Annotated in this window: 21 protein-coding genes; 11 read left to right on the top strand and 10 right to left on the bottom strand. The window is 42.7% G+C overall.

Going from position 1 to position 21,401, the window contains the following annotated elements:
* The first annotated feature begins 4 nt into the window (after window positions 1–4).
* Window positions 5–979 carry a 23S rRNA (adenine(1618)-N(6))-methyltransferase RlmF gene (rlmF, locus tag ACXAFM_RS03795; protein ID WP_474827048.1) on the top strand — a complete coding sequence of 325 codons (975 nt, stop codon included), beginning with the start codon at window positions 5–7 and terminating at the stop codon, window positions 977–979.
* A gap of 118 nt (window positions 980–1,097) precedes the next feature.
* On the opposite strand, the gene ACXAFM_RS03790 is transcribed toward rlmF, so the two are convergent.
* The 5 genes from ACXAFM_RS03790 to ACXAFM_RS03770 form a co-directional block, all read right to left on the bottom strand.
* Complete coding sequence (locus tag ACXAFM_RS03790; RefSeq protein WP_474827046.1) at window positions 1,098–1,817, bottom strand: TorF family putative porin; 720 nt, start codon at window positions 1,815–1,817, stop codon at window positions 1,098–1,100.
* 142 nt (window positions 1,818–1,959) lie between these two features.
* Complete coding sequence (locus ACXAFM_RS03785; RefSeq protein ID WP_474827044.1) at window positions 1,960–3,177, bottom strand: BCCT family transporter; 1,218 nt, start codon at window positions 3,175–3,177, stop codon at window positions 1,960–1,962.
* 161 nt (window positions 3,178–3,338) lie between these two features.
* Window positions 3,339–4,991 (bottom strand): choline dehydrogenase, encoded by a 1,653-nt coding sequence (betA, locus tag ACXAFM_RS03780; RefSeq protein WP_474827042.1) that lies wholly within the window; start codon window positions 4,989–4,991, stop codon window positions 3,339–3,341.
* Between the two features lie 18 nt (window positions 4,992–5,009).
* The gene (gene betB, locus ACXAFM_RS03775) at window positions 5,010–6,476 is read right to left on the bottom strand and encodes a betaine-aldehyde dehydrogenase (protein ID WP_474827040.1); all 1,467 of its coding nucleotides are present in this window, start codon (window positions 6,474–6,476) and stop codon (window positions 5,010–5,012) included.
* Window positions 6,477–7,109: 633 nt separating this feature from the next.
* A complete protein-coding gene (locus ACXAFM_RS03770; RefSeq protein ID WP_474827038.1) occupies window positions 7,110–7,940 on the bottom strand; it encodes an META domain-containing protein in 831 nt (276 codons plus the stop codon).
* A gap of 188 nt (window positions 7,941–8,128) precedes the next feature.
* Here ACXAFM_RS03770 and ACXAFM_RS03765 point away from each other — a divergent pair, with 188 nt between their 5' ends.
* On the top strand, window positions 8,129–8,644 hold the full coding sequence (locus ACXAFM_RS03765; protein ID WP_474827036.1) for an Mpo1 family 2-hydroxy fatty acid dioxygenase: 516 nt from the start codon (window positions 8,129–8,131) through the stop codon (window positions 8,642–8,644).
* Between the two features lie 57 nt (window positions 8,645–8,701).
* Here ACXAFM_RS03765 and ACXAFM_RS03760 read toward each other — a convergent pair whose 3' ends face one another.
* From ACXAFM_RS03760 to ACXAFM_RS03750, 3 genes are all read right to left on the bottom strand, one after another.
* Window positions 8,702–9,358, bottom strand: coding sequence for a crotonase/enoyl-CoA hydratase family protein (locus tag ACXAFM_RS03760; protein ID WP_474827034.1), 657 nt, complete (start codon window positions 9,356–9,358; stop codon window positions 8,702–8,704).
* A gap of 118 nt (window positions 9,359–9,476) precedes the next feature.
* Window positions 9,477–9,683: a hypothetical protein gene (locus ACXAFM_RS03755; RefSeq protein ID WP_474827033.1), complete on the bottom strand. Its 207-nt coding sequence runs from the start codon at window positions 9,681–9,683 to the stop codon at window positions 9,477–9,479.
* A gap of 1 nt (window position 9,684) precedes the next feature.
* Window positions 9,685–9,948: a hypothetical protein gene (locus ACXAFM_RS03750; protein ID WP_474827031.1), complete on the bottom strand. Its 264-nt coding sequence runs from the start codon at window positions 9,946–9,948 to the stop codon at window positions 9,685–9,687.
* A gap of 284 nt (window positions 9,949–10,232) precedes the next feature.
* Between ACXAFM_RS03750 and ACXAFM_RS03745 the strand changes: the two genes are divergently transcribed.
* The 9 genes from ACXAFM_RS03745 (at window position 10,233) to ACXAFM_RS03705 (ending at window position 18,226) form a co-directional block, all read left to right on the top strand.
* Window positions 10,233–12,260, top strand: a complete 2,028-nt coding sequence (locus tag ACXAFM_RS03745) for an aminotransferase class I/II-fold pyridoxal phosphate-dependent enzyme (RefSeq protein ID WP_474833440.1) — start codon at window positions 10,233–10,235, stop codon at window positions 12,258–12,260.
* Between the two features lie 149 nt (window positions 12,261–12,409).
* Window positions 12,410–12,691, top strand: a complete 282-nt coding sequence (locus ACXAFM_RS03740) for a hypothetical protein (RefSeq protein ID WP_474827027.1) — start codon at window positions 12,410–12,412, stop codon at window positions 12,689–12,691.
* A gap of 4 nt (window positions 12,692–12,695) precedes the next feature.
* Window positions 12,696–13,001, top strand: coding sequence for a hypothetical protein (locus ACXAFM_RS03735; RefSeq protein WP_474833437.1), 306 nt, complete (start codon window positions 12,696–12,698; stop codon window positions 12,999–13,001).
* 176 nt (window positions 13,002–13,177) lie between these two features.
* Window positions 13,178–13,960, top strand: coding sequence for a TrmH family RNA methyltransferase (locus ACXAFM_RS03730; protein WP_474833434.1), 783 nt, complete (start codon window positions 13,178–13,180; stop codon window positions 13,958–13,960).
* A 37-nt stretch (window positions 13,961–13,997) separates the two neighbouring features.
* Complete coding sequence (ylqF, locus tag ACXAFM_RS03725; protein WP_474833431.1) at window positions 13,998–14,999, top strand: ribosome biogenesis GTPase YlqF; 1,002 nt, start codon at window positions 13,998–14,000, stop codon at window positions 14,997–14,999.
* A gap of 79 nt (window positions 15,000–15,078) precedes the next feature.
* The gene (locus ACXAFM_RS03720) at window positions 15,079–15,588 is read left to right on the top strand and encodes a WbuC family cupin fold metalloprotein (RefSeq protein WP_474833428.1); all 510 of its coding nucleotides are present in this window, start codon (window positions 15,079–15,081) and stop codon (window positions 15,586–15,588) included.
* Window positions 15,589–15,956: 368 nt separating this feature from the next.
* Window positions 15,957–16,178, top strand: coding sequence for a helix-turn-helix domain-containing protein (locus tag ACXAFM_RS03715; RefSeq protein ID WP_014950268.1), 222 nt, complete (start codon window positions 15,957–15,959; stop codon window positions 16,176–16,178).
* Window positions 16,179–16,384: 206 nt separating this feature from the next.
* Entirely contained in the window at window positions 16,385–17,014 is a 630-nt protein-coding gene (upp, locus tag ACXAFM_RS03710; RefSeq protein WP_269917486.1) for a uracil phosphoribosyltransferase, read from the top strand.
* 186 nt (window positions 17,015–17,200) lie between these two features.
* Window positions 17,201–18,226, top strand: coding sequence for a LacI family DNA-binding transcriptional regulator (locus tag ACXAFM_RS03705; protein WP_474827014.1), 1,026 nt, complete (start codon window positions 17,201–17,203; stop codon window positions 18,224–18,226).
* A gap of 410 nt (window positions 18,227–18,636) precedes the next feature.
* Here ACXAFM_RS03705 and ACXAFM_RS03700 read toward each other — a convergent pair whose 3' ends face one another.
* Both ACXAFM_RS03700 and ACXAFM_RS03695 read right to left on the bottom strand, forming a co-directional pair.
* Window positions 18,637–19,224, bottom strand: a complete 588-nt coding sequence (locus ACXAFM_RS03700; RefSeq protein WP_474833425.1) for a thymidine kinase — start codon at window positions 19,222–19,224, stop codon at window positions 18,637–18,639.
* Window positions 19,225–19,229: 5 nt separating this feature from the next.
* Entirely contained in the window at window positions 19,230–21,248 is a 2,019-nt protein-coding gene (locus ACXAFM_RS03695; protein ID WP_474833422.1) for a putative bifunctional diguanylate cyclase/phosphodiesterase, read from the bottom strand.
* Between the last annotated feature and the right edge of the window lie 153 nt (window positions 21,249–21,401).

Below are 21,401 nucleotides of genomic sequence, written 5' to 3'. Positions count from 1 at the left end.
CTTCATGCACCCTAAAAATCTCCATATAAACGGCTATCCAATGGATGCGCTGTGCCAGTCATACCCTGCGCTTAAGCCTTTTCTCGTTAAAGCTAAAAGTGGCAATATCAGTATAGATTTCACTAATCCACAAGCGGTGAAGATACTTAATGCTGCCTTGCTTCGCCACTATTATCGACTTGAGTATTGGGATATTCCTGAAGGCTACTTATGCCCCCCTGTACCTGGAAGAGCAGATTATATCCACGGTATTGCTGACTTATTAAAATCAGCAAGGTCTAATTTAAAAAATGAGCGTGGGCGAGATATACGTGGGTTAGATATCGGCGTGGGCGCTAATGCTATCTATCCTATTATTGGTATTGCGTCCTACGACTGGTCGTTTATGGGTAGCGATGTTGATGAAGCTGCTGTAAAGAACGCTAATGTCATTGCGAGTAAAAATAGTCTGTTAGCCGATAAATTCCAAGTGCGTAAACAAACCAATAGTGCGCACATTTTTAAAGGTGTCATTGAAGAGAACGAACGGTTCACTTTTACTATGTGCAACCCGCCGTTTCATAAGTCTGCCCAAGATGCCCTGTCTGGCACGCGAAGGAAAACATCTAATTTAACTCGCAATAAGCAGAAACGAAGTGGTGCAAAGTTCACCGGTAATCGAGATCAAGGTTTAGGAGATCGTACACCCAAGCTGCAAGGTAAAAATGCCGCTTACCAAGGTAAGGACGCAAACTTGAATTTTGCGGGCCAAGCGAATGAACTTTGGTGCGAAGGGGGGGAACTTGCCTTCATTCAGCGCATGGTTCAAGAAAGTGTTTCTGTGAAAGACAATGTAGAATGGTTCACCTGCTTGGTGTCGAAGAGTGCCCATTTGAAACCAATTAAAACCAGTATTGATTATTACGGTGCTGCGCAGTGTAAAGTGGTTGATATGGGGCAGGGGAGTAAATTGAGCCGCTTTGTTGCGTGGACTTTTTAACCGACTTATAGCTAAGTTAAATTGACCGAATACAGTTGATGCAGCGTAATGCGAGCACGCATAGTACTAGCTAAGGAAAGTGGTTCTTGTTCTGAAGAACCACTTTCCAAGTCAACGTTTAGAAGCTAAAGGTTTTCGATACACCAAACACGATGCGTTCATCGGCGGTATCAAAATCGAGATTGGTGTTTTCAGCTGCAATTTCGAAATCGAACCCTTCGTAGCTTGTTTGGTAAGCCAAACGGTAGTGGTAAAAAGAGGTGTCATCACCATTCCATAGCCACTTATCGCTATCTAACGAGTTTGATACATCAAAGCTTGCACGTAAATTGTGGTTGGGTGCGAGTTCAAAGGTATGAGTAACCATCGCGATGGCGTGTTTAGCGCCTGTTCCAAAGTAATCCCACGTGTACCAGAAGTTCAGTTCTGAGCTACCGTAGTCACTAGCATAACCGAATTTGGTGTACACTTCCGGGTAATTCCCGTTACTTGAATCGTCGCCGCCGTGATAAGAGTAATAGGCGATACCGTAGTCGATACTTACCGCATCGGTTAGCATTTGATAACGACCTACGTAGAAGTCCCATTCAAGATTAGTATCACCGCCGAAATCTACGTTGGAAGCCCACGTTCCAGCGTACGTGCCATTTTCGAAGGCTTTGTCAACACCTCCCTGAAGAGCTGGGTCATTTTGTGTCTGACTAACGCCATTGAATGTATAGTCTGATACTGCGGAAATGTTGGCGCTCCAGTCAGCAAGAGATGCCGAAGCATAGAATGTCGCAATAATGGCAGCAAGTATGCGTGCAGACGGTAAAAATACGTTTGATTTTTTCATGTTAAACACCCGTTTTTATCATTGTTGTGTATATCATAGTTGTTTATTTAATCGACGCCCTTTAAATAGTGGACACTCTTTAACTTCACCGGCTCAAATTGAGCCAGTGAAGAAGAGGGGTAATAAACAAATATGAAATGTTTTAGTTAAGGTTTTCTATTTTTGTGAAGTCAATTTTGTTCTCTTTCGGGGACGTTTTGATAGCCGTCACCGATTTGAACTTCTGACTCAAAATGAACGCAAAGCAGCTAAAGAAGACGGCTATAACCAGCGCACCTACCCACTGAATTTGCAAGAAGTCTAGTTTGAATAAGAGCGTAAGCAGCGATAGTGCCACGATGTTAAGGGCAATATAATTACCTTTGCCAATGCGCTCAACGGTCATGTTAAGGTTGTCGGTATAAAGTCTGATTAGTGAATCAAGTGAGTTGATTACAAAAACAATACCTACAAATACCATTGCCATATTCGTGATCCCTTCCGTTGGAATACCGGCGCTGTGGTAGTGATACAATACCGAAAACCATGCAGCGATAGGGATAGATGGGATAACCATCATAGCCAGCATAACTTGGTAGGTTTTAAGGCCGCCCACGAAACGAGACGTAAACTGACCTATCATAATGCTCCAGCTGAACCACCAGAATAGATAAAACTCATGGTAATCATTGATGGGTAATACGAAGTTATCAATATTCGCAAAATATCCACCAATAAGTCCTAGGTTTCTAAAGTATGCCGTTATTTCACTTTCGCCAAACACAAATGCCGCAGCCCACATGCCAACAATGAGGGCGATAAATACCCATGTAGTGGTCAGGCTTAAAATGCGCACGTACTTAATACTTGTGCTTGAGTACACAGCAAAGGCAATAGCTGCGAACACAATAAGATAGAACGCTGGCACGACTGATTCACCGTCGCCTACTGACGGCAGGTACCATGGAAGGTTTGAAAGCAGTAAGAAAGCTGTAAAAGCACAGGTTCCGATGATAATAATGTTGTTTACGAACTTAACAATAGGAAGCTCGAAGAACTTTACTTTCGGTTCGATTACGCAGAAATAAAAACAAGTAAGGAAGTAGAATCCCCAAATTAAGAACCCCCAAAACCCAAACTCAATGGCGAGCGGATTGGTGAAGGCATATTCAGGACTTGCGCTTATGTCAGCATAACCAGCAAATTCAGTAAGCGGGAACATAATAAGACCCACGTCCAAACCTGAGGTAAAAAGAATAGCAATAAAGGTGAAGGTTCTTACTGGCGTTACACCGACCACTTTCATGTTGCCCCATTTAAACAAAATATAAGCTACAGAAAGTAGAGTGAAAATAATGCCTGCACTAAGCCATACTGTCATTATCACCCTCCCAGTATTGATAAAATTGAAACATGTTTTTTCCTTCTTTTCGTTATTAAACAGACCACCCAGCTACATGCATCGTCACCTTAATCGGCGGCATATAGGCACTGTGGAAGGTGCGCTTGTTGCAAAAACAAGCACACTGGTGCGAAATCGCTTTAACGTTGCTCGGTTTGCCAATTAGGGTGTATGTCTACCGCTACATTTTGTGGTGGTAGAGCGGGTTTACCCAAAATTTTGTCTGCCGCTTTTTCTGCTACCATTATGGTAGGTGCATTTAGGTTTCCATTTGGAATAGTGGGGAATATAGATGAATCCACCACACGTAGACCTTTAATGCCATGTACCTTGGTTTGAGAATCTACTACTGCCATGTCGTCTTCGCCCATTTTGCATGAACACGACGGGTGGTAAGCACTTTCAACGGCTTCGCGCACAAAAGCATCTATTTCTTCATCCGTCTGAATGTGCTCGCCAGGCTGAATTTCGCCGTCTCTGAAGTCGTCGAAAGCTGACTGTGCGATGATTTCTCTCGTTAGCCTGACGCAAGCTCTAAACCCTTCAATGTCATCTTGATGCTGCAAGTAGTTAAACAAGATTTTAGGAGGCACTGTCGGGTCGGCCGATTGAATGGTTACGCTACCTCTACTTTTAGGTTTGTTGTGACCTACGTGTACTTGAAAACCGTCACCATCGAAGGCTGACTTACCGTCATAGCGGATGGCGGCGGGCAAGAAGTGGTACTGAATATCCGGCCACTCTACATCAGCTTTCGAGCGAATAAACGCACAAGATTCAAAGTGATTCGTTGCGCCTAAACCAGAACGGTTAAGTAACCAGCGGGCGCCTATCAAGCCTTTTGAAATTAAGCCCAGTCTGCGGTTTAGCGTGATCGGTTGTTTACACTTGTACTGGAAATAGAACTCCAAGTGATCTTGCAGGTTTTGGCCCACACCCGGCAGGTGGTGTTTAACATCGATACCTGCTTTTTCAAGAATCTCTTTATCGCCAATGCCTGAAAGTTGCAGAATATGAGGCGAGCCAATAGAGCCTGCACTTAAGATAACTTCGTTAGACGTATTGGCGGTTTCGGTTTTGCCATTAACCACATACTCAACGCCTTTTGCGACTTTGTTATCAAGAACAACTTTAGTCACCAGCGCGCCAGTCACTATGGTTAAATTCTTACGCGACTTTACCGGGTCAAGATATTCACGACTTGCTGAGCTGCGCACACCGTCTTTTACGGTCATATGCATAGACCCGAAGCCTTCTTGTTGCTTACCGTTATAATCGCTTGTAATGTCGTAGCCCGCCTGTTCACCGGCTTTAATAAAGGCGGTATAAAGCGGGTTTTTCATTTCATTGCCGTTGTTAACGCCAAGTTCACCATTGCCACCACGATAAGCATCGTTACCCTTGTACCAGGTTTCTGCTTTTTGGAAATAGGGTAGGCACGCCTGATAATTCCAGCCCTCTGCGCCGTGAGCTTCCCATTCATCAAAGTCCTTAGCGTGGCCGCGTACGTATACCATTCCGTTAATAGACGACGAGCCGCCCAACACTTTACCGCGGGGACAATGCATTTCACGGTTGTTTAAATAGGGCTCTTTTTCAGTGTTGAATTGCCACGCATACTTGTCGGTATTCATAGGAATAGACAGTGCCGTTGGCATCTTGATGAAAATGCTTTTATCTGAGCCACCGGTTTCCAGTAGCAACACCTTGTGCTTTGGGTTTTCTGATAAGCGGTTCGCTAGCACACAGCCAGCAGAACCTGCTCCAACAATAATGTAATCAAATGTCTGCATATGTACTCCTACTGCGATTTAAAACGGGCTTTCAATTTGGTTCATACCTACATAAACCGACTTGGTTTGCGTGTAGCTATTAAGCGTTTCAACACCGTTTTCCCGCCCAATGCCAGATTGCTTGTAGCCGCCTACAGGCATTTCTGCTGGAGAATTTCCATATGCGTTTATCCAGCAAATACCAGCTTGTAACTGGTGGATAACGCGGTGCGCGCGCTGGATATCTTTACTAAATACGCCCGCTGCCAAACCTAGCTCGGTATCATTCGCGCGTGCGATCACTTCGTCTTCATCATCGAATACCAACACGCTCATTACTGGCCCAAAGATCTCTTCCTTAACGATAGTCATATCGTCGGTGCAATCTGTGAAAATTGTTGGTTCAACAAAATAGCCGTTAGGCGCAGACGCTGGAGAGGCTGCGTTACCACCGGTTAATAGCGTTGCGCCTTCTTCTTTTCCTTTCGCAATATAGCTAAGCACTAGCTCTTGGTGCTTTTTAGAAATAAGTGCGCCTAGGTTTACATTAGGGTCTAGCGGGTCACCCATAATGATATTTTTTTCGGTACGGGCTTTAAGTTCATCAATAAAGGCTTGATATACAGAGCGCTGAACGTAAACACGGGTACAGTTAGTGCAGATTTCACCTTGAGTGTAAAAATTGCCTAGCATAGCGGCGCTGATAGCCTGGCTAATGTCAGCATCTTCAAATACTACTAGCGGAGACTTGCCGCCAAGCTCCATCGTCACGTCTTTTAAGTTCGACGCAGCGGCGCTTTGCATCACTTTCTTACCCGTGCCCACTTCACCGGTAAACGATACTTTTTCAATGTCTGAGCTATTTGTAAGCCATTGACCAACTTGCGCTGCGCCTTGAACCACATTAAATACGCCAGCAGGTACGCCAGCTTCAGTGAAAATTTCAGCCAACTTAAGCGCACCCATAGGCGTTTCTTCTGACGGCTTAAATATAAACGCATTACCTGCGGCAAGCGCTGGGCCTGATTTCCAACAAGCAATTTGAATAGGGTAGTTCCATGCGCCAATACCAGCGCAGATACCTAACGCTTCTTTACGCGTGTAAAAGAAGTCGCCACCAACAGGTTGCTGGGTACCTAGTTGAGTAGGAGCCAGGCCTGCATAATACTCAATAACATCAGCGCCAGTTTCAATGTCTACACAATCGGCTTCTTGAATAGGCTTACCGGTATCAAGTACTTCAAATTTAGCGAGTTCATCATTACGTTCGCGAAGCAGTGCAACCGCCTTGTTAAGAATGCGAGTTCTTTCTATAGGCATCATTGCTGACCATACCGCAAATCCTTCTTTAGAACTCTTGATCGCTTCTTGTTGAATAAACTCATCAGCCACTTCTACGTGGTAAATTACCTCACCGGTTGCGGGGTTGGTGACTGCAAAGGTCTCTTTGCTTTTGTTTGCCATCGGCTTGCCGTGAATGAAATTCTGATAAGTCGGTAATGACATGCATAAACTCCTACTTTTAATAGTGCTGACAACGCTCGCCAATTAGCGCGCTCTTTGCGTGAAAAATAAATACGTACAAGCTAATACACATATTTGGTTTCAATACGATGAATAGTGTTGAAACTATTTTTCTCACTAAGCATTTGAAACGTACGAACTAATCGCTCTTCGCTTAATAAACACCACTTTAGCTTTCTTTACCTCACCTCTATCTAAGCCGCGTTTCTGCAGGCTTTATAGGAGTTAATTTAAATGCGCTTTAGTAGTGTTTTTATTTTAATTGGCTGTTCAATAAAAATAAATTGTATAGTGTTCTAACTATTGTTTCAACGTCGAAGCATATTTAACGGCAAGTGATAAGGATGTTAAGTGCGTGTGTTTACAGCTTAAATGCCTGATTTATAGTGATTAAAGGCCTAACATTAAATATATAAATAAAGCGCGAACTCTGTGTTAAAGCTTTTAGTTCGAACAGGATGGAGCATTAAAAAGTGTTTAATTGAAACTATTCGACAGAGAGTAGTGGTGGCCTCGGCACTCTATCTAAAACGCCAAAGCATGACATGAATATTACTGAAACTTTTTAAATAAATTGCGGCGGCAGTGTTACAGGTTAATACTGCCGCCTGAAATTTAATGGTTGATCGTACAATGGTAGTAGCCAGAGTTTATAGAAACGGTGGCAACATCACCTTTATTCCAATACACCACACCTTTGTTATTGGTATATTTTGCACCTGATGCAGAGCGTGATAGCTGCACGATATGATGTGCATTGTTGAGTGAGAGTGCTTTTGTATCTGGGCCAAGCGTATTAACGTGCAACTCTGTGATACTGGCGTTTGGCGTCTCACACTTGTAGGTTCTGCTATTGGCTTGCGTAGAACTGTTGGCAATATCCTGCTTTTTGTTAACTCCTGCCCCGGGTTTACCTGCATTACCGGTATTGGAACCTTGTGAAGGGGATGAGATTATTGCTTTAACTGTTTCATTGTCATTACTGTCATACAGGACTAGCCACGTGTTATCCAATATTGCATAAGTTTTCGATGAAGCTAAAGCATCAACAAAACCTTGCTCTTGTTTCATAAGCGCTGGCGCACACACCTTTCTGGTAAGTACAATTTTATCGGCAGAAAAGGGTTGAGTATTGCTGTCTTTACTGAAAGCTTTATTGGCATTAGCAACGTCGAGCGCCCCTGTATACTGATTACAGCCTGTGCTTCCGCTTATTCTGCTAATATCCCCGCTTACATTTACATTAAGCGTAACGTGGCTAAAGTCGATAATACCTGCTTGATTTATGCTTTCGACCTGCCAATGGCTACCTGAAAGCGCAAGCTTGTTCTCTTCACTATTTTGTTCTTGCTCATCAGTTGAATACATTGAAGAAACTGAACTACAAGCCGTTAAGGAGAGAAATGCAGGCACAGCTAAAGTTAAAAGGTACTTCCTTTTATTCATGAAAACTCCACTTATTATTCATCAATAGCGGTAGGAGTCGCTTTTCACAACTAAGTTCAGCAATATTACTCACTTAAAAATCGGAAATGCATAGTCGGTTTTAATATGTTTGTCGTCAAGCCGACAGTTTGTATGTGTTCGCAAAGAGTAAACTAACTACCACAATACAAATAATACGTTGGCGCAGTATGAAAAATTTAGAACAGCACTTAAGTGAGTACGCCAAGTACCACAGAGATCAAAGAAACATATACACCCATTATGTCGGTATTCCGCTAATTGTTTTCTCGGTTTTCTGTCTACTAAGTAAGCCTGCGTTTCTAGTGAACGCGCCAACCTTTGGGGATATGAACATAAGCCCAGCGCTATTTGTTTGGGCAATTGGTAATGCGTTCTACATTAAGTTAGATATAAAGCTTGGCATAGTGATGACGCTTATCACGGGGGCTATGGTCTATTTCGCTCAACCTATCGCACAGAATGAAATGGGAACATGGCTTGCTATCTCACTTGGCATTTTTATTGGTGGTTGGGTGCTACAGTTTATTGGTCATCACTATGAGGGTAAAAAGCCTGCTTTTGTCGACGACATAATGGGGCTGGCGATAGGACCACTCTTTGTGCTTGCTGAATTGAGTTTTGAATTGGGCCTTAGAAGTGCACTTAAAGAAGAGATTGAACGCCGCTCTGGACCCGTAAAGTAATTACTTTAGGCAGCGCGTTGAAACAACCAGTTTCAACGCGTTGTTATAACTTGAGAGTTAAGCTTTCATCTTCTCTATCGTTTCTTTACGCAGCTGAAGTTTAGACTCAGCAAAAGACTGTCTAGGCAACATCTTCAGCTTTTCAGCATAACCCATGGCCGTTGCTAGTACTTGCTCCTGAGGTACTGCTGCATCTAAAAAGCCTGCTTTAACGGCTTCACTGCCTTGATAGATGCGCGAGAAGAGCAAGGCTTCAGTTTGGCTTGTATTGGCAAGTCTGGCTTTGGCTAGCTCCATACCGAATGGCGGCAGCACCATGCCAATGGCGGTTTCATTAAGACCATATTTAGTGTCGGCATCTTTACCAATACGTAAGTCGGCAGCCATAAGCATAATAGCGCCCATGGCAATACTGTGACCTTCTGCAGCAACGACAACAGGTAGTGGGAAGCTATAAAGACGTACGATTAACTCAGCGCCTTTTGACACTAACTCGTGTTGTTTTGCTTTATCGTCGGCTTTCATTACTGATAAATCGAACCCGCCGCAAAACTTGCCCTCTCCGCCGTGTAATACAACCGCTTTAGCGTTTTGCTCAGCTTCATCTAAGGCGTCATTGAACTGCTGAATAAGCTCAAAGCCTACGGCGTTAACTTTACCGTCGTCAAAGGTGATTACTGCAATATCGTTATTAATAGCTAGATTAAACGCCATGGTATGTCCTGTAACTTTATGTGTAGGGATGCTGTGTAAAAATAATGTACGTCGCACTCTGATAAGGGCAACTTTCTAGTAGTGATTGTAGGTAATTGATATCTATTATGATAGTGCTTTACGCATCATCTTCGGGATATGTGCTATGAATATCGGTGATAACTCGCGGAAGCTCTGCAATAAGCTTCTTTTTGTATCGACGTTGTCTGCGTCGCGCCTTTGCGTTATTCGCCCTCCATTGCGCGCGTTTATCTTTCACAATACGCTCTAGGTCTTGGCCGTCTTGAATCAATACTGCATCATTGAGGGATGTGCGTTTTGTCATACTAAAACTCCAACTTTAGCTGCTTATTGCGCCATTGTTTCGAGCGTTGGTTGAGTTCATAAAGCGAGACACTTTCAGTGGCTATTTTCTTGGCAAGGCATAATGCTGCGCTGGCTTGTTTGTCGGTCAGGTTTTTATAGGCTGGTGAGGGAATGACCTCATACCGAGCACAGCCGACAATATTGTCTAAAATCACCCGAATAAAACAGTGGTCATGGTGTATTGGCCAGACGTTTTTCTTTGTTGAAGCAATAGAAGGGAGCACGTTTTTCGCGTAGTGTAGAAATTCCCGTAGGTTACTTTTGTGCTTTGTTGATTTTGAAAGATAAGCGTGTGGGAATTGGTTTTGAAGGGAAGGTGTGTGCATGAGTGGTTTAGCCCCGGTCCAATTCGTTTAGGCACTATTATTACGACATAGCAAGAGTTTACACGACACCAGTGAAATTCAGAGTTACACTATTTTTAGTTTTCAAGTTTGGTTGTTTAATTCTTACTTTTATGAGTTTTAGCCTAGTGCTAAATGCTCACTATTAATTACATGGTTGGTTAATGCGCCCTCATTTAAAAATTCTTGTTATAGAAGATGCTGTTGATCTGTTGGAACAAATTACGTCGAGCATAGGCAACACCATTGCTTACTTTGACCGAAGTGATTTGGAAATAAGCCTGCTAGAGGCAAACTCCGTTGCAAAGGCACTACAATTTGTTCGTGAAGACGGTGACATTCAGGCTGTGGTATTTAGCTGGGATGTGGTAGCGAAGGTTAAAGAGCTAACAGACGTAGTGCCTTTAAATGGCGTACTTAATGAAAATACGAGCCCCGCGGCCGAAAGCGCTAGTTCACAAAACGCGAACGAGAAAACCACAAGCGAAAAGTCGTCTGCACGCAACGCAGTGATTGATAATAACGCCAGAGTTATCGACGCTATTAAACGCATTCGCCCTGAACTTCCCGTGTATGTTTTAGGCGATGCAGTAAAAGGATTGGATATTGTAAACCAAGCCAATGGCATTGAATCATTCTTCTATCGTAACGACATTATTTCAGACCCAGAATCCATTTTGGGTTATATCATCAATGACTTTGATGATAGAAACGAAACGCCGTTTTGGACTGAATACAAAGACTATGTGGTAGAGTCTAATGACTCGTGGCATACGCCAGGTCACAGCGGTGGCGCAAGCTTTAGAAACTCACCCTATATTAGTGATTTTTATCGTTTCTTCGGTCGTAACGTGTTCGTCAGCGATTTGTCTGTTAGCGTTGACTCACTGGGCTCACTATCAGATGGCACTCACGCTATTGGTAAAGCGCAAGCCGCTGTTGCGAATACTTTTGAGGTTCGCCATTCCTATTTCGTCACGAACGGCTCTTCTACATCAAACAAAATTATTTTGCAGACGCTGTTGCGTGAGGGCGATAAAGTAATTGCCGACAGAAACTGCCACAAGTCAGTGCACTACGGCATTATTCAGGCGCGAGCCATGCCAGTGTATTTAGACAGTGTATTTAACCCTGAATACGGTATTTTTTCACCGCCTAGGATGGCGCAAATTAAGCAGCTTATTGAAGAAAATACTGATGCTAAACTTATCGTACTGACGGGCTGTACTTATGATGGGTTACTTACCGACCTCAAGCAGGTGGTGAATTTAGCCCATGAACATGGCATTAAAGTGTTTATTGATGAAGCGTGGTTTGCGTATTCCTTGTTCCATCCTGTATTACGCGACTACTCGGCTATCGCAGCTGGGGCAGACTATATAACTCACTCTGCGCACAAAGTGGTGTCGGCGTTCTCGCAAGCATCTTTTATTCATGTAAACGATCCCGATTTCGATAAAGACTTCTTTAAAGAAGTGTTTGCAATTCACACCAGTACCTCGCCTAAGTATCAGTTAATTGCTTCGCTTGATGTATGTCGACAACAGCTGGAGATGGAAGGCTACAAAATCCTTAATGAGCTGCTAAGCAATGTTGCCGAACTCAAATCGCAAATGGCCAAGTTCAAGCGACTTAAAATACTTTCGCCTAGTGACTTTGCGAATATGTTTTCTCATTTCGAAAGCGATAACATTGGGCATGATCCGCTTAAAATCTTAATAGACGTATCGGCGCTTGATTATTCAAACCAAGAAATACATCGTTTCTTGATGGACGAGGTTGGTTTAGAAATCGAGAAGTTTACTCATAGCACTATTCTAGTACTGCTTACGCTAGGCGGAATGCGCTCTAAAATTGTAAGGCTGTACAACGCATTGAAACGTCTTGATGACGGCGCCGTTAATCTAAGCAAGCGCAAGAGCAAAAGCCCGTTACCGGCAGACATTCCGCCAATTCATTTAGATGACCTTCCGTCAAAAGCGTTTTTCAGCCCTAGGGAAGCCATTCCATGGCAAAACAGTGTTGGACGCACTGCAGCAGGTTTAATTACACCGTATCCGCCTGGTATTCCGCTTATTGTTCCTGGACAGAAAGTGGAACAAGCGCATATTGATTACCTTCAGGCATTGGCAAGCCAGAAGCTTACCGTACAAGGTATTTACGACGGTGACATTTATGTTGTTGCTGAATAGCATTAGGAAACAAGAACCAAACCAGTTTGGTTGGTGCTTTAGCTCTTCTGTGTTTTAAAACCCGCCCATTGCACAGTTTCTATTTTTGACTTCATTTTTTACCCTGTTTTTGGCTTCGAATGGAAGCTTACTGAAACAAGGAAATGTAAATGAAAGAGTTAAATACAAGTGAACTTGAAATGGTGTCCGGCGGTTTTGATGGTTGGGAGCAACTAGGCGTTGGAATTGCCATGATTGGTTTGGGCATTGCTATTGTGGGCACAGCAGGGCTAGCAACAGTGCCCATTGCTCTCGCAGGCGCTGCAACGCTCGGTGAAATTGGAATTGGTGCAGTTGGTGTTGGTTTGGCTGGCGCAGGTGGGTTTGCTGCTGGTTCATCGCTGACGTCAACGAGTGATGATACGAAAGAAGCCACAACATTAGACGAGTAATTTAATGTTTAAAGTACAAATTCAAGGTGGAGATACCACCTCAGTTGCATCGTTAAGAGTATTACGTACTTTATGGCCGTTTTCACTTAAAGCGGTAGAAGAGTTAGCTGCAGCGTTGAAGAAGCAAAACGAGTTTGTGCTGGTGGAAGGTGTGACGGAAACATTTGCAACAGAACTTGCCCACGAGTTTGAAAGTGCAAATGTTGTATGTCAGATTTTGCCAAGTGAAAAAGAAGAAGCCTGCTTGTGTATTCCAATTGGTGAGTCACGCAAACGTTGGAACGCTCTAGGTGTCTTGGTATCTCGATAATTAAAAAGGCGTTTACAAGTTATTTGGAACGCCCTTTTTAATACTATCCTTTATCTCGTATTTCCCCACTACAATCTTTTTCTCTTACTATTTGTTTCACTATTGAGACTTGCCGCTTTGCGTTTTGGGTTTCATACCTTACACTTGCGCCGAAAGTAACGAAAAGGGCAGTGCAAATGAAACTAAGTGACGTGAAAAAGCTTCATCAAAAGAAATTTAGAACGCAGTTCGGATTCTATTTGGTGGAAGGAGAGCACTTAGTTTTAGAGTTAATTAACGTTGCTCAGCATGACAGCAGTACATTAGGTGATATCACCCTTTATGTGACAGCTGACTATGAGGCGTGGGTGAAAGAAAGACTTGATTCTTCAGCCTCTAAAATGAAAGTAGAAATGGTATCGTCGCAACAAATGCAGCAACTCAGTGATACTAAGTCACCTCAAGGTATTATTGCTCGCGTTCCACTTCCTAACTCCGCGTTGAATTCACAGCGGTCACAAACCAATATTTCTATAAACAAATGCAGTACCGAAAAGTACATTTATTTGTATGAAGTTCAAGACCCCGGCAACTTAGGCACCATACTAAGAACGCTAGCGTGGTTTGGTGATTTTACGCTATTACTAAGCCCTAACAGTGTGGACCCTTACAACTCGAAAGTTGTACGCTCAAGTATGGGGGCTATTTTCCATGTGAACATGGAATTAAATGTAGCGCTAGAAAGCCTAGGCGAGCGGTTCGAACGTTTCGCCTTCCTAGATATGAATGGTAGTAATATTACCTCTAACACCTTTGGTGATTATCAGTGTTATCTGTTTGGTAACGAAGCCCGTGGCGTGCCTGTTGACGCACTATCACGGCTAAACGCAACGGCGTATACCATTGCGGGAAGCGGTAAAATTGACTCGTTAAACTTAGCCAGCGCTGTGAATATCTGCGCTTATGAATTAACCCGTTAAGTACCTTCCCTCAACTCGATTACGATAGGAAACAACCATGGCATTACAATGGTTTCCAGGGCATATGCACAAAGCCCTGAAAGAAATTAAAGAGTCGCTTAATCAAGTAGACATTCTTATTGAGGTGCTTGACGCACGTATTCCGTATTCCAGTGAAAACCCTGAAATTGCAAAAATTCGCGGCGATAAGCCCTGTATAAAAATTCTTAATAAGTACGATTTGGCAGACCCAGAAATTACCGCGCGCTGGCAGGAGAGCTTAGAGAAAGAGCGCGGCGTAAAGACGATTACGACCTCTAGCGATAACCCAGGCAACAGCAAGCAAATTATGCAGCTGGTTAAAAGTATTTGTTCGTATAAAGAAGGCCAGCCTAAAGCGATTAAAGCCATGATCACGGGTATACCTAACGTGGGAAAATCGACGCTAATTAATATTTTGGCCGAGCGAATCATTGCGAAAACCGGTAACGAGCCTGCTGTAACGAAGAGCCAGCAACGAATTAACTTGGGCAGCGGTATTATCTTGTTTGATACACCGGGAGTACTGTGGCCTAAGCTTGAAAACCCACATTCCATTTATCGGCTGGCTTCATCAGGTGCTGTTAAAAATACTGCCATGGAATACGACGATGTCGGTTTTTTTGCGGCAGATTACCTCATTAAAGCGTATCCAGAAGTAATGAAGGAGCGCTATAAGCTAACCGAATTGCCAGATACTGAAATTGAGTTTTTGGAAGCCGCCGCTAAAACGCGCGGAGCAATTCAAGCGGGTGGTCGCGTAAATCTTCATAAAATATGCGAGATCCTGCTTAAAGAACTGCAGTCGGGTAAGTTGGGACGAATTACGCTAGAGACTCCAGAAATGCTGGAAGTCGAAAAAGAAGAAATGGCACTTGAAGCGGCGAAAAAAGCTGAAGCGAAAGCCAAGCGTAAAGCAAAATTCAAAACAGGCTCGTTGACGCCAGATAAGAAAGATAGGAAAGAAAAACGAGAAGAGAAGCGTCAAGAACAAAGCCGCAGAATGAAGAAAAATAAATGATTACTTTTGATGCTTGCGGACTCGAATGAAGAAGCGATAGGCTTTAATACAATACCCAAGCTTTAGTTAGGAAATGAGGTTGGACAATATTAAGTACTTTGATAAAGCACTGTTTAGTGAGTTAAAACATAAAGCGGCAGAGAGTCCTCGCCGACGAGCTAACTTTAACGTTCACAAATCTTATACTGATATGGTTCAGCGTCTTTTTATTGCCATGATGCCAGACTCCTACGTTCGGCCCCATCGACACGCGCAGCCTCACAAATGGGAGTTTTTCATGGTTGTGGAAGGTGAGTTGGAGATTCTTTTTTTCAACGACGACGGCGTGGTAAAAGAAAAAGTAACGTTAACGGCAGGTGGAGAAACCTCAGGCATTGAAATTCCACCTAATACCTGGCATGCAACTGTGTGCTCTAGCCCAGTGGTATTTATGGAAGTCAAGCAAGGGCCGTATGAAGTGACGGATGACAAAGGTTTTGCAAGCTGGTCTCCTGAAGAGGGGAGCGATCTTGTACCACGCTTTCTTGCTTCTCTTAAACAATCAAAGGTTGGTTCTGACGTTACTTGCTTAAGCTCGTCTGTTTCCTAAAACGGCTGCTTTCAACTTGTTTTGCAGACTTTCCTTTTTGGAAAGTCATTGCTATTGCTTATCTACATGGTATGGTTAAGGATAAGTGACACGAGGCGGCTACTGTTTTCACAGAACAACCATTAGCCCAACTATTTCACTTAGTCTCGGCAGAATGCCGTTTGTACATGTACATTGTAAAAAGAGAATTATTATGCGAAACGTTTCAACTGGTTATTTTTATAATTTTAATTACTGATTGCACCTGACCGTCGGTGTTCAGGGGCAAGTATTGGCTTCTGGGCACTGCAGGTAAAAACGTTTTGCAAAAGCCCAGAAGGTATCACCATCTGGGCTTTTTTAATGCCCGAAATTCTCGGTAAAAGACAATGAAAGAAATCACACTAGGCGACATTAGAAAACAGCACAGAGTTAAACAAGAAGTCGTAGCAATGGCGTTATCAGTGACGGCGTCAGGCGTAAGCAAGTTGGAATCAAAGCGTATCCAGGACGTGTCTCTTCAACGTGCTGCTGCTTATTTAGCTGCTGTTGGCGGGAACATGAAAATTGAAGTAACTATGCCTGATGGCGCTACTTTGCAAGTAGGGTAGGCTGGTTCATCTCATACACACCGTGAATAAATTCAAAAGCAGTCGAATAATTAGCAAAGACAGAACTCGGTTAACAAGCTAGTTTTTGTGAAATCAGCTTAGCTTGTCCTAAGTAAGCATTGAATAAATATATTTTTACGACCAATCCCTTTAACTAAGGCACGGCTGGGTTAAAATATAGTGAATTCGATTACAAGGAGTCTTACATGGCCGTTCACGAAATTACCCATCCGCTTATTGCGCATAAACTAGGGCTTATGCGAAATGCCAAAATTAGTAGCAAAGATTTTCGAGAGCTTGCCTCAGAAGTGGGAAATTTGCTGACCTATGAAGCAACGCGAACTCTGCCTACAGAACGCGCTACTATAAAAAGCTGGTCGGGTGACGAAGTAGAAGTAAGACAAATTAAAGGGAAAAAAATAACGGTAGTGCCAATCCTTCGCGCCGGATTGGGGATGTTAGAAGGCGTATTAGAGCTAATTCCAAATGCGAAAATTAGTGTGGTTGGGCTTTATCGCGACGAAGAAACCCTTCAGCCGGTAGCTTACTTTGATAAGGTAGTTAAAAATATCGATGAGCGTACTGCACTTATTGTGGACCCCATGCTTGCCACAGGCGGAACTCTAATCGCAACTATTGATCTACTCAAAAAGAAAGGCTGCCGCAGAATTATGGGGTTGTTTCTTGTTGCCGCACCTGAAGGCATCAAAGCCGTAGTTGATGCTCACCCCGATGTCGATATATTCACAGCTGCTATTGATGAAAGGTTGAATGAAAAGGGCTATATATTGCCTGGATTAGGCGACGCAGGTGATAAAATCTTCGGAACTAGATAGCGATATTAATATCTTTAGATTAAGTTGTTCAAAGGTTTGTTAAATCAGGTACTGTTTTAAACGTTAAAATTATTGAGTTAAACGTTTAAGAAGGTGTTACAATCGAGGGGTGGTCACAGTGCGTGCTGACTGCCCTTCTTTGTTTTAGCGTAGGGCACTCAGCTTCGTTAAATGAGTTAAAAATTAATGAACAAAACAAAACTAACCCTTAAAGATGTTGCTGAGCAGTTAGGCGTATCAACGGCTACCATTTCAAATGCGTTTAATCGTCCAGATCAATTATCCAAAGCGAAGCGTGAAGAAATTTTATTGCAGTGCAAAAAGATTGGATACAGCGGTCCAAACAAAGCCGCGCAAATTCTGAGGAAGGGAACTTCAAATATTGTAGCTTTAGTACTGGCAGACAGCATTTCCTATATGGTTAGTGATCCTGTAGCAAGTACCTTCATAAAAGGCGCTTCTTCTGCGTTACAGGAAAGTGGTAAACACTTGCTTCTCTATGCAGGCGACTCGAATAGTATTGCTGATGTTGTAGACTTCGTTGATGGATTTATTTGTTATGGTCAACCTCGTAATGTAAATCTTATAAGAGAACTGGCTGCCTCACTTAAACCTGTAGTTACTGTCGATTTTGATATTGATAATAAGCCCTCAATCAATATTGATAATGAAGAAGCGGCTTATCAGGTGGCTAGTCATGCTTTAAATGAAGGCGATTCAGTCGCAATTCTAGGGTTACGACTTATTGACTCTCCTGCAACGTGCCGTATTTATGATAGCCCTCTTATTGATGTTGAAACCTCTATTGCTCACCGACGCTTAGATGGCTACTTAAGGGCTGCTGAAGATAAAAATGTGGTTGTAACGAAAGAAGCCATTTGGCATCTACCAGAAAGTGATAGGCACTTCGCGCGACAAGCTGCAAAAGAAGTGCTTACAAGCTCCCCTAGACCTAACGTTGTAATTTGCATGAGTGACATCATAGCGTTGGAGCTGTTGCATATGGCACTTGAGATGGGCATAAAGGTTCCACAAGAATTAAAGATCACTGGCTTCGACGGCATCGAAGAAGCCGAGAGAGCGCGACCAAGTTTAACAACGGTATGTCAATCTAGCTCTCAAAAAGGCGTAGAAGCTGCAAAATCGCTTTTAGATCACGTTAAAACTAAAAATACGCTGCCGTTTGAAGTACGTTTAGGCGAAACGGTTTAGTAAGACGCTTTGTCTTTGAAAAATTCTGCTTTGAAAGGGCGTCTATTTTCAAATGTTTTTAGTAAACGAGGGAACAAACAGCGGGTGCAAATTTAATTAAGTATTTGTGTCGGCTAGGTTCCCCCTTTCATAGCTAATGTTTTTTCCGTTCACAACTTTGCAACTTTCACACTAGTGAATTTAGAAGTTAAAGCATCTTAATTATTTAAGATGCCTTTTAAAATTGGCTATGGCTATAACCATCCAAATATAGAGTTTCAAAAGAAATGTTAACAGTATCGGAAGAAACCTAGTGTTAGGATGTCGTTACTAAAATGGTCTATATTAAAAGTACAGATGCTATTAAATGGGCTAATAGCTAGAGCCTGATGTTTGCAGTGAATTTACTGTTCAGAATCTATTAGGCCAAGTTAAGCCTGATCATCCCAAACAAGCGCTTTAAAATGTTTTCGGCACATTGATTCATAACGGTCATTCCCGCCAATTTGTACCTGGTCTCCATTTTTAACCGCGTTTCCACTTTCATCTAGCCTAACTACGAAGTTAGCTTTTCTGCCGCAGTGGCACACTGTTTTAAGTTCGAAAAGCTTATCTGCCCATGCGAGCAGATAATGACTGCCTTCAAAGGTTTCTCCCAAAAAGTCCGTTCGTAAACCATAGGCAAGCACCGGAACGTCCAATTCGTCTACTACTTCAACCAGCTGCCGAGCCTGCGCTTTAGTAAGAAATTGGGCTTCGTCGATGAATACACAGTCAGGCTTTCGTTCTTCGCAGTCTTGGCGTATTGATAAGAATAAATCATCTTCTTTGTTGTAGAGCTTAGCGTCTGCTTGCAATCCAATTCTTGAGGTAACTTTACCCACACCATAGCGGTCATCAAGGGCCGCAGTGTAAATAATAGAGTGCATGCCTCGCTCGCGATAATTATAGGCTGATTGAAGAAGAGAGGTGGATTTTCCTGCATTCATCGCAGAATAGTAAAAATAAAGTTGAGCCATGGTGATTAATAATTTTCGTTGTACCAAGAAATAAGGTTATTAGCATCCATAGGTTTCGCATAATAAAAACCTTGCAAGTAATCTGCACCGAGCGCTGAAACATGTGCTTTTTGTTCTGCAGTTTCAATGCCTTCTGCAATAGTTTTACAGCCAAACTCTTTTGCCATTAATATGGTTGCCCTTATTATGGTATCACTCTCCTCAGTTCTATTCTGTATAAAAGAGCGGTCAATCTTGATAAAGTCGAATGGTATTGACTGGAGTCTGCTTAGTGAGGAGTAGCCGGTTCCGAAGTCATCAATAGATATTTTCACGTTTCTATCAACCAGTTCACTCACTCTCTGACCTATGAGTTTTTTATCTATCGCAAATACACTTTCAGTAATTTCTAGGTGCAGTTGCGTTGGGGCTATTTGTGTCGATTTAAGCGCTCTGTCTAAAATTTTGGAGAAACCGTCGTCTAACATTTGCGCTACTGACACGTTTACTGAAATGGATATTTCGTTACCAAACGACCAGTGAGAAAGGTCAATAAGGGCTCTGTTTAATACCCATGCTCCTATTTCAGGCATTAAGCCACTTTTTTCTGCAAGTGGGATAAACACGGAGGGGGATATATAGTCGTCTTCACACTTCCACCTTAACAGCGCTTCAACAGTGAACACGGTATTCGTATTCACATCAATAATTGGCTGATAGAAAACGCTCAATTCACCGGCTTCGATGGCTGTGCGAAGCCTTTCACATAATTTTTGCTCAATCTTTATTTCTGCATGGAGGGCTTCGTTAAACACGCTTACCGACCCACGCTGTTTGCGCTTCTGGTCGTACATGGTTAGATCGGCGTGTTGAATTAGTTCAAGAGCAGCATCACCGTGCGAAGGAAACATTGCAATCCCTATTGTGGCATCTAGGGTAATTTGGTTGTCATCCGCAAAAATAGGAATAGTGACCCCACTTCGCATAGCGTGCGCTACGGCTTTGGCCGTATCAATATTCGCGTAGGGTATGACAGCAACGAACTCATCTCCCCCCCAGCGGCCTAAGTGATTATCTTCTGTGTAGTTACGAAGTCTTTTAGCAATTTCGGCCAGTACAATATCGCCAATCTTATGTCCAAGGCTGTCATTCACTTGTTTGAAGCCGTCCAAGTCGATAAACAGAACTGCAAGGGAGTTATCAAGGGCGCGCGTTGTATCCAGAAGATTGTTTAAATGCTTTAAGAAACCATTTCTGTTGGGCAGGTCTGTAAGAGGGTCTCTGTTCGAAAGGCGATATAATTCCGCGGTTCTTCGCTCGACTTCTGCTTCCAGATTTAAATTAGAGGCATCTAGCTTTTGGTTTGAAGCGATAAGCAATTGGTTTACTTTCTCTGTTTCATTTCTCTCTATTTTCATTTGCTCCATTAGCTTATTATTTTTAGCCTTGATGTATAAGGTGTTGATAAAAAACTTGTGGTAGCGAAACGCACTAGTAAAAATACCAAACCAAAATACAAGCCCGAGCACACCTAAAACAATAAACTCGCCATTTTTATCGAAGATAGCGCACAAAGACATAGGAATAAGAAGCGCGGTCGAGTAAAAGCCAACAAGGTATTTATTGGGTGATAATACGGTTCCTGCTCCGCCGGACATAGCTGAAAGTACCACCATGGTCGCTGCAAGCTCAATTGTTGCCATGGTTGGATAAAACAAAACAGAGTACAGCCCCCAAATACTCCCTGTGGTAAACAAGCCAATTGAGAATCTTAACAAAACTGGTCTAGGGTTATAGTGAGTGCCTACAAGTTTAAAACGCCAGAAAATAGCATCTAAAAGACGCACTATCGACACGCCCATCATTACCATCCAAACCTGAAATTTCTGAACGAATATTGAAGGAGAGTCACTTTCGAAGAAAAACAATAAACCAGAAAAAGCAAACATGGTCATCAGAAAACCAATGAAACTGTTGCCAATGAGCATATCAGTTGTATCTCGCTCTATCTCAATTTGCGATATTGACTCTTGATCTATATTCAACGAGAAAAACCTTTTAACAATTTGATGCCTTAAGCGCGTCCGATGAAACCCAGACTATCAAACTATAGTGTTTCTTTCTGGGCACTTTTTTAATTTTTACACTATATTTTAATTTATCACAGAGCAATTATCACGCTATCGGTTTGTTAGATT

It is taken from the genome of Alteromonas sp. ABD4_190 (assembly GCF_056160105.1).
The sequence above is the reverse complement of the archived record's forward strand: the minus strand, read 5'-3'. Positions and strand labels throughout refer to the sequence as shown.

Bases quoted from the DNA above. Each gene is read 5' to 3' on its own strand.
- rlmF (WP_474827048.1), top strand. From the start codon at position 5: ATGCACCCTAAAAATCTCCATATAAACGGCTATCCAATGGATGCGCTG.
- ACXAFM_RS03790 (WP_474827046.1), bottom strand. From the start codon at position 1,817: ATGAAAAAATCAAACGTATTTTTACCGTCTGCACGCATACTTGCTGCC.
- ACXAFM_RS03785 (WP_474827044.1), bottom strand. From the start codon at position 3,177: ATGACAGTATGGCTTAGTGCAGGCATTATTTTCACTCTACTTTCTGTA.
- betA (WP_474827042.1), bottom strand. From the start codon at position 4,991: ATGCAGACATTTGATTACATTATTGTTGGAGCAGGTTCTGCTGGCTGT.
- betB (WP_474827040.1), bottom strand. From the start codon at position 6,476: ATGTCATTACCGACTTATCAGAATTTCATTCACGGCAAGCCGATGGCA.
- ACXAFM_RS03770 (WP_474827038.1), bottom strand. From the start codon at position 7,940: ATGAATAAAAGGAAGTACCTTTTAACTTTAGCTGTGCCTGCATTTCTC.
- ACXAFM_RS03765 (WP_474827036.1), top strand. From the start codon at position 8,129: ATGAAAAATTTAGAACAGCACTTAAGTGAGTACGCCAAGTACCACAGA.
- ACXAFM_RS03760 (WP_474827034.1), bottom strand. From the start codon at position 9,358: ATGGCGTTTAATCTAGCTATTAATAACGATATTGCAGTAATCACCTTT.
- ACXAFM_RS03755 (WP_474827033.1), bottom strand. From the start codon at position 9,683: ATGACAAAACGCACATCCCTCAATGATGCAGTATTGATTCAAGACGGC.
- ACXAFM_RS03745 (WP_474833440.1), top strand. From the start codon at position 10,233: ATGCGCCCTCATTTAAAAATTCTTGTTATAGAAGATGCTGTTGATCTG.
- ACXAFM_RS03740 (WP_474827027.1), top strand. From the start codon at position 12,410: ATGAAAGAGTTAAATACAAGTGAACTTGAAATGGTGTCCGGCGGTTTT.
- ACXAFM_RS03735 (WP_474833437.1), top strand. From the start codon at position 12,696: ATGTTTAAAGTACAAATTCAAGGTGGAGATACCACCTCAGTTGCATCG.
- ACXAFM_RS03730 (WP_474833434.1), top strand. From the start codon at position 13,178: ATGAAACTAAGTGACGTGAAAAAGCTTCATCAAAAGAAATTTAGAACG.
- ylqF (WP_474833431.1), top strand. From the start codon at position 13,998: ATGGCATTACAATGGTTTCCAGGGCATATGCACAAAGCCCTGAAAGAA.
- ACXAFM_RS03715 (WP_014950268.1), top strand. From the start codon at position 15,957: ATGAAAGAAATCACACTAGGCGACATTAGAAAACAGCACAGAGTTAAA.
- upp (WP_269917486.1), top strand. From the start codon at position 16,385: ATGGCCGTTCACGAAATTACCCATCCGCTTATTGCGCATAAACTAGGG.
- ACXAFM_RS03705 (WP_474827014.1), top strand. From the start codon at position 17,201: ATGAACAAAACAAAACTAACCCTTAAAGATGTTGCTGAGCAGTTAGGC.
- ACXAFM_RS03700 (WP_474833425.1), bottom strand. From the start codon at position 19,224: ATGGCTCAACTTTATTTTTACTATTCTGCGATGAATGCAGGAAAATCC.